The sequence below is a fragment of the Cognatundibacterium luofuense genome (genome assembly GCF_018139685.1).
GTDB lineage: Bacteria > Pseudomonadota > Gammaproteobacteria > Burkholderiales > Burkholderiaceae_D > Undibacterium > Undibacterium luofuense.
Genome location: NZ_JAGSPN010000145.1, coordinates 1 through 455, shown reverse-complemented (window position 1 = coordinate 455; position 455 = coordinate 1). Strand labels below are relative to the sequence as shown.

The following is a 455-nucleotide window of genomic DNA, read 5'->3' as shown; positions in this document are numbered from 1 at the left end:
GCAAGCCCTGTTTTTTCAGGCTGGTTTGTACTGCACGGCGGGTCAGATCGAGGCCGAAACCGACTGCGTCCAGCTTGCCATTCTTGAGCAAAAAACTGATTTCGCCTTCGTAATGGATGTCTTCGCCATCAGCACGCAATTGTTCCGACAGCGCAGAATTTGGCTTGAGGAAAATCACCGGTTCAGCCGGTACCTCATTGCCGAGTTCGGCGATATGGGCGACATAATTTCTGCCAGCGCAGACGATTTTAGATGGCACGATGGTCTGGTCTTCGCGTGTCACGGTATGCATGCTTACTCCTGAATTGTCTGCGGCAAAGACGACAGTTTAACTGATGCAGAGAATTTTCTCAGAAAGCGGGGCAGACTACAGCCACATCCTACACAGACAAAATCTGTTTGTGGGCAGCATCGCTTTGATGCATGATGTCATTTGAATAGCTGCCTGATTCGCA

At 50.1% G+C, this 455-nt stretch carries 1 protein-coding gene; it reads right to left on the bottom strand.

Annotated elements, in window-relative coordinates:
- Nucleotides 1-292: fumarylacetoacetate hydrolase family protein (locus KDM89_RS19745; RefSeq protein ID WP_212689593.1), on the bottom strand; the 292-nt coding region annotated here is incomplete at its 3' end.
- Nucleotides 293-455: the final 163 nt, after the last annotated feature.